Genomic DNA, 6,457 nt, shown 5'->3' on the forward strand with positions numbered 1-6,457 from the left:
TTAGTGGTCGTGTTTGGCGGCGTCTTTGAGGACGTCGGCTTTCATCAGGTAGCTGTTGACGGTGACGTACTCGGTGCCCGGCTCCAGTCCGCCCAGCACTTCGATGTAGTCACCATCCCGCTCGCCCAGCTCCACCATGCGTACTTCGAAGGTGTTGCCGTAACGGGCAAACACCACGGGCATGTCGCGGAAACTCTGCAGGGCGTCCACCTTGACCGCCAGGGGCACCTCTCTGGTCCGGGTCTGAACCCGGGCCTTGACGTGCATGCCGGGGCGCCAATGACCGTCGCTGTTGTCCATCTGCGCCCGTACCCGGGCGATGTGGCCGCCGGTCATCACCGGGGCGATGTAGCTGACGTTGCCCAGTTGGCTGAGATCGCCATGGGTGTCGGTCACCGTTACCGGCAGGCCGGTCTTCAAGGTCTCCATGTCGGTGGGGAAGGCGGACAGCTCCACCCACACCCTGGAGAGATCCCCCAGGCGTACCAGGGCGCTGCCATTGGTGTGGTCACCCCGGTTAAGCAGCTGCTCCAACACTTCACCGTCACCCGGGCTGACGACGGGGTAGCGCTGCAGGGTGTCGCTGTTACGCACCATGGCCAGCACCTGCCCCTGGGTGACCCGGTCGCCCACCTGCACCTTCACCTCGTCGACAATACCGTCGTAGGGGGCACTGACGCTGAACTGGTTGTGAGTGATGGGGGCGACAATGCCAAACAGGGTGTTGCCGAAGGTCAGGGTCTGGGGGCCAGCGGTTTCGGTCTCGACGCCGGAGAGTGCCAGAATGCGGTCGCTGATCTCGGTGCGACCCTCATAACTGTCGTAGCTGGCACTGTAGCTGTTGCCGTTGTAGCCAGCGGTGATGGACACATCGAAGGAGTGGGGTTCTACCACGGTCTGGTTGCTCACCAGATAGTCCTTCTCCGGGGAGAAGCTCAGGGTGTCTACCCTGCCACCGAGGCGCCCCAACAGCACCTGCAGGTCGACCTGTCCCGGATCGATGGGCTGACCCTGGAGGTAGGCGTAGATGCGCATCTCCGGCGGGGTGCCCCGCTCGAACACGGTGATCTCCAGATCCAGGCCGTCGGTGTGCACCAGCTTGCCGCCGTGGGGGCCCTTGGCTTCCTCAGGCTCGGCGTGCTCGTCGTGGTGATGTCCTCCGCCTGCGATGGCGGTCAGGGGCATCATGGGGGTGGTGGCGATCGCCATGGCGATCACCAGTTGCTTGATAGTCATGGCTGGATCTCCTGGGTGAGAAGGGAAGGGTGAGCCGGGGTCATGGGGCGGCCAGTGAGGCGCTCCATCTCCAGCAGTTGGGTCAGGGCGGCGTAACGGGCTTCAATCAGGTCGCGCTCCACCGCGAACAGCTCCTCCTGGGCATCCGCAAGCTGAAGCACACTGATGCGACCGGCGTTGTAGGCGGTGAGACTCTGATCAAGCAGGGTTTGGGCCTGAGGCAGCAGCTGGTGTTTCAGCCTGTGTGCCTGCTCGGCGTTGTTGGTCAGCCCCTGAAGCATCTCCTCCAGGGTAAGGCGTAGCTGGGTCAGCAGCAGCGCCTGCCGGTCCAGTTGCCACTGCGCCTGCTCTTTGGCGGCCAGCAGCCCCCCTTGGTTGGGCGGCGTCAGGGTCAGGGGCAGGGAGACCGACAGGGTCAGGGCGGCATCTTCCAGGGCGGCGTTGTGCTTGACGCCGGCTTCCAGGGTGAGGTCGTACTGGTTTTTGGCTTCCTCCAGTCGCGCTTTGGCCTGGAGGACCCTGGTCAGTCCTTGCTGCTCCAGGTAGGCGGGGGCCGTTGCCAGGGCATCCAGGATGTGGGTGCTGTCCGGCAGGGTGGCAGGCAAGCGAAGGGCGCCCGTCACCTGGTCAAAGCCGGGCTCGGCAGCCCATTGGCTGGCCAGGCGACGCCTGGCCTGGCGCAGTTCACCCTCCAGCTTGTGGTTCAGGGTTTGAGAACGGCTGAGACGCAGTGCCATCTTGGCGACGTCCGCCTGCATCACCGCACCGGCATCGGCGCGCTGGCGGATGGTGTCCAGGGCGTGCTGCTCCCGCTGAATCCGCTGTGTGCTCCAGTCCAGCAGGGCCTGCAACCTCAGCTGTTGATAGAACAGGCGGGTTGTGTCGGCCAGCACCTCCAGTTTTTGCTGTTCGAACGCCAACTGTTGCTGGCCACCCTGGCTTAGTGCCAGGTCCAGACGGCGCTGGCGTTTGTCACCCAGCTCCACCAGTTGGCTGAGGGAGAGGGTAGTCACCATCGCCTGGGAGCCACTTAAATCGCCGCTGCCCAGCAGATCCTCCACCTTGACCCCGAGTTGGGGGGTGGGGCGGATGCCGGCTTGTAGGGAGAGGGCGTCAGTCACCCTCAGGTCATAGGGGTAGCGCTTCAGCGCCGGGTTGTGCAGCAGGCTCTGCTGCAGAGCCTGGGGCAGGGTCAGACTGCCAGAGGTGTCATCAGGCCTGGCCTGGGCGCCAACCGGCGCCAGCCACAGGCCCAGTGCAGACAGCAGGATTGCCATCCGCACGGGGAGTCGGATTGTGTTCAAAACGGTACACTCCGTTAGTCGAAACGCAGGGCGTCCCGACTCGATACAAATGGGTTGTTGGAGTACGGCGTGTGTATCTTTGGTGTGCAGAGTCAGGCCGGCGTCCGAAGAACGCGACGAAACGGTCAGACGAGCTCTAAACCCGCCAACAAAGGTCTACACGCACTGGGGAGTGTCAGGCGTTGGGAGGTGGGATCGGCGGCGCATAACCCAGGCTGCGATAGTGGATCAGCGTAAAGGGGACAGTGCCGGACTGGGCAACATCGATGGCCATATACTCGCCCTGTGGCGGATGGCAGCTGCAGTGCACATGGTCGGCATGTTCATGATCCGAAGGCTGGCAACAGTCGCACTCATGTTGATGGTGGCTGTGTTGATCATGGGCATGGAGTACCTGCACGCCAAAGGGGTGTTCACCCTCCGGGTGGTGCAGGGTGAAGACGTTGTTGTCGCCAAACAGCTGGCTCAGCAACACCACCAGCACCAGGGCCAGTGTTTTGATACTGCGGCATTGCCATTGACGTTGGCGACTAAACAATGTGCTTTCTCAGGTTCTTTGAGTCCGATTCGGACTGGGGCGAACATTTAACCAGAGTTTTGGGGGCGGATCTACGGGGTGAGTTGTAACCAGGTGAAAAAAGGGGGCCAAAGGGCGCCCCCAATAATGGCTAGAATGCGGCGACGAAGTGAAGGCCGCCCCAAAGGTGGCCCGAACTGTGGCCCAAATCCAACTCTACGTCTCTGTGCCCTTCCTGATGCTCAACAATGGCGTTGATCGCCCAGGTGTCGTTGAGCTGGTATGCCAGGGTGGCTCCGTAAGTGGAGTGGTTGGTGCCGTCGTGTGCCGCACTGGCGTAGCCGTAATCGAACGCAGCAATCACATAAGGGGTGAAGGTGATGGCCTCGTTGATGGCGAACTCCCGCTGGATGCCGATCTCCAGAAAGCCACCTTCGGCTTCGGTGCTGTATACGTAGTCTACAAAGGGCTCGAACCACTCCAAGCCGGCGTAGGCAATTCCGGCGCCCAGTTCGTTGTCTGACTCATCATCTTCGAAGAACTCGAGTCGGGTGTAGCTGCCGTAGAAGCTGAAATCACCTACTTCAAAGCCGTATTCGATACCAAGATTCAGCTCATCGTAGTCGACACTGGAGTCGGCGGCGTAGCCATAGGCGGCGGACAGGGTAATGCCGTTTTCGAACCCGGCGGCACCATTGAGCCAGTAGATGCCGCCTTGTTCGAGGTTGTCACGACCTTCGGAGATGTACTTGGAGTCGTAGCCAAAGTCCACTTCATAATCTGCTGCAGCAACTGAGAAGCTGGCCAGCGCCAACACTATGCTGGTGGTCAGGATGGATTTCATTGTATTTTCCTATTCGCTGGTACATTGTGATTGCGAGTGAGAATGGATTCTATTCTTATTGGCCGTCCTGTTCTGTGAGAGGTCTCCCGAAAACCTTAGTGGGGAGAGGGGATAATCCGGCTCGTGTCACAAATATGGTTTCTACAGAGGTCAAAATGCAGGGTTTTACTCTGTAAGCTTTTGTAAAAGAAAGTTTATATTTCAACATTGCCACAAGTAATAACAATTTAAAAATCTTCACACAGTTTGGAGTTGGAAGAGTGTGAACTCAATCGGCAACTCATTTATTTGTCGAGGGCAAAGTTTTGGGTAACACCTTGTTTTTGTCCTGGCTGCGCCCCATGTTGTCTGGAGACACTACCCTTAAATGCGGGAAGCACAGACCAACTAGGAGTTCCCATGACCAACCCTTTGATGCACACGGATCAATTGCCTCAGTTCTCAGCCATCAGACCGGAACACGTTCAGGAAGCGGTGGAGCGGGCCCTGACTGCCTGTCGTGAGAAGGTGGAGCAGGTGGTTGCCGCTGGCGCGCCCTATACCTGGGACAGCCTGGTGGAGCCTCTGGAAGAGGCGGACGATCATCTGGGTAAGATCTGGTCGCCGGTCAGCCACATGAACTCTGTGGTCAGCAACGATGAGTTGCGGGAAGCTCACGATGCCTGCCTGCCGGCCCTGTCAGAGTACGGCACCTGGGTGGGTCAGCATAAGGGGCTGTATGAAGCCTACAAATCTCTGAAAGAGTCCGAGCACTATGAGGCTCTGACCCTGGCGCAGAAGAAGGTGATCGATAACGCCCTGCGTGATTTTGAACTCTCCGGCATTGGCCTGGATGAGGCGAAGCAGAAGCGCTTTGGCGACATTCGCATGCGCCTGTCCGAGCTCTCCAGCCAGTACGCCAATCGGGTGCTGGATGCCACCAATGCCTGGACCAAGCAGGTGACCGATGTGGCTCAGTTGGCGGGCTTGCCGGACAGCGCCATTGCTGCCGCTCGTCAGACTGCCGAACAGCGCGGCCATGAGGGTTACCTGCTGACTCTGGAGTTCCCCTCCTACATCGCGGTGATGACCTACGCCGATGACGCCGAGCTTCGCCAGGAGGTCTATACCGCCTACTGTACCCGGGCGTCGGATCAGGGCCCCAACGGGGGCGAGTTTGATAACTCACCCCTGATGGCGGAGATGCTCTCCCTCAAGCATGAACTGGCGGGCCTGCTGGAGTTCGGCAGTTATGCGGACATGTCTCTGGCCACCAAGATGGCGGAGGAGCCGGCGCAGGTGGTCTCCTTCCTCAATGAGCTGGCGCTTCGTTCCCGTCCTCAGGCACAGGAGGAGTTGAAGCAGCTGACCGCCTACGCCAAAGAACATCATGGTGCCCAGGCTTTGAACGCCTGGGACATCGCTTACTTCTCGGAGAAGCAGAAGCAGCACCTGTACAGCATCTCCGATGAACAGTTGCGCCCCTACTTCCCCCAGGAGCAGGTGCTCAACGGCCTGTTCTCCACCGTCGAGAAGCTGTTCGGTGTCACCGTATCTGAAGTGCAGGGGGTGGATGTCTGGCATGAGGATGTGCGTTATTTCGACATCCATGATGCCCAGGGTGAACTGCGCGGCAGCTTCTACCTGGATCTGTTTGCCCGTCAGAACAAGCGTGGCGGCGCCTGGATGGACGACTGCCGCGGCCGCCGCCTGCGCACGGCGGGTTTGCAGAGCCCGGTGGCCTACCTGACCTGCAACTTCAATGGCCCAGTGGGAGATAAGCCCGCCCTGTTTACCCATGATGAGGTGGTGACCCTGTTCCATGAGTTTGGCCATGGCATCCACCATATGCTGACCAAGGTGGACGCCAGCAGCGTCGCCGGCATCAACGGGGTGCCCTGGGATGCGGTGGAGCTGCCCAGCCAGTTCCTGGAGAACTGGTGCTGGCAGGAGGAGGCGCTGGCCTTTATCTCCGGCCACTATGAGAGTGGCGAGCCTCTGCCCCACGAAATGCTGGAGAAGATGATGGCGGCCAAGAACTACCAAAGCGCCATGGTGATGGTGCGCCAGCTGGAGTTCTCCCTGTTCGATTTCCGCCTGCATCTGGAATACCAGCCTGAGCTGGGTGACCGGATTCAGCAGACCCTGAACGAGGTGCGGGATCAGGTGTCGGTGATCAAGGCGCCTGAGTTTAACCGCTTCCAGCATGGCTTCAGTCACATCTTCGCCGGAGGCTATGCGGCCGGCTACTACAGCTACAAGTGGGCCGAGGTGCTGTCCGCCGATGCCTTCAGCCGTTTCGAGGAGGAGGGGATCTTCAGCCAGCAGGTGGGCGCCGACTTCCTCGATTGCATCCTGGAGCGCGGTGGCAGTGAGGAACCCATGGAGCTGTTCAAGCGGTTCCGCGGCCGGGAGCCGGAGATCGATGCCCTGCTGCGTCACAGCGGCATCGCCGCCTAAACAGAAAGAGGCCGAATCGGGCCTCTTTTTTTGGGGGGGATGTCCCGTCCTGAAATAGGTTTACACATTGGAGACCTATTATGGGCAAACCAACAATAGCAAGGCGTAAGCGCACTC

5 protein-coding genes are annotated in these 6,457 nt (G+C 60.0%); 1 reads left to right on the top strand and 4 read right to left on the bottom strand.

Going from position 1 to position 6,457, the window contains the following annotated elements:
* The 4 genes from ACN0RV_RS18770 to ACN0RV_RS18785 form a co-directional block, all read right to left on the bottom strand.
* Positions 1–1,236 (bottom strand): efflux RND transporter periplasmic adaptor subunit, encoded by a 1,236-nt coding sequence (locus ACN0RV_RS18770; RefSeq protein ID WP_417350050.1) that lies wholly within the window; start codon positions 1,234–1,236, stop codon positions 1–3.
* The gene (locus ACN0RV_RS18775) at positions 1,233–2,540 is read right to left on the bottom strand and encodes a TolC family protein (RefSeq protein WP_417350052.1); all 1,308 of its coding nucleotides are present in this window, start codon (positions 2,538–2,540) and stop codon (positions 1,233–1,235) included. Before ACN0RV_RS18775 ends, ACN0RV_RS18770 begins: the two co-directional genes overlap by 4 nt.
* Before the next feature lie 175 nt (positions 2,541–2,715).
* Complete coding sequence (locus ACN0RV_RS18780) at positions 2,716–3,078, bottom strand: hypothetical protein (RefSeq protein ID WP_417350054.1); 363 nt, start codon at positions 3,076–3,078, stop codon at positions 2,716–2,718.
* 130 nt (positions 3,079–3,208) lie between these two features.
* On the bottom strand, positions 3,209–3,901 hold the full coding sequence (locus ACN0RV_RS18785) for a hypothetical protein (protein WP_417350056.1): 693 nt from the start codon (positions 3,899–3,901) through the stop codon (positions 3,209–3,211).
* 399 nt (positions 3,902–4,300) lie between these two features.
* Here ACN0RV_RS18785 and prlC point away from each other — a divergent pair, with 399 nt between their 5' ends.
* Positions 4,301–6,340, top strand: coding sequence for an oligopeptidase A (gene prlC / locus ACN0RV_RS18790; RefSeq protein ID WP_417350057.1), 2,040 nt, complete (start codon positions 4,301–4,303; stop codon positions 6,338–6,340).
* The last annotated feature ends 117 nt before the right edge of the window (positions 6,341–6,457 follow it).

Source organism: Ferrimonas sp., assembly GCF_048263965.1.
Classification (GTDB): Bacteria; Pseudomonadota; Gammaproteobacteria; order Enterobacterales; family Shewanellaceae; genus Ferrimonas.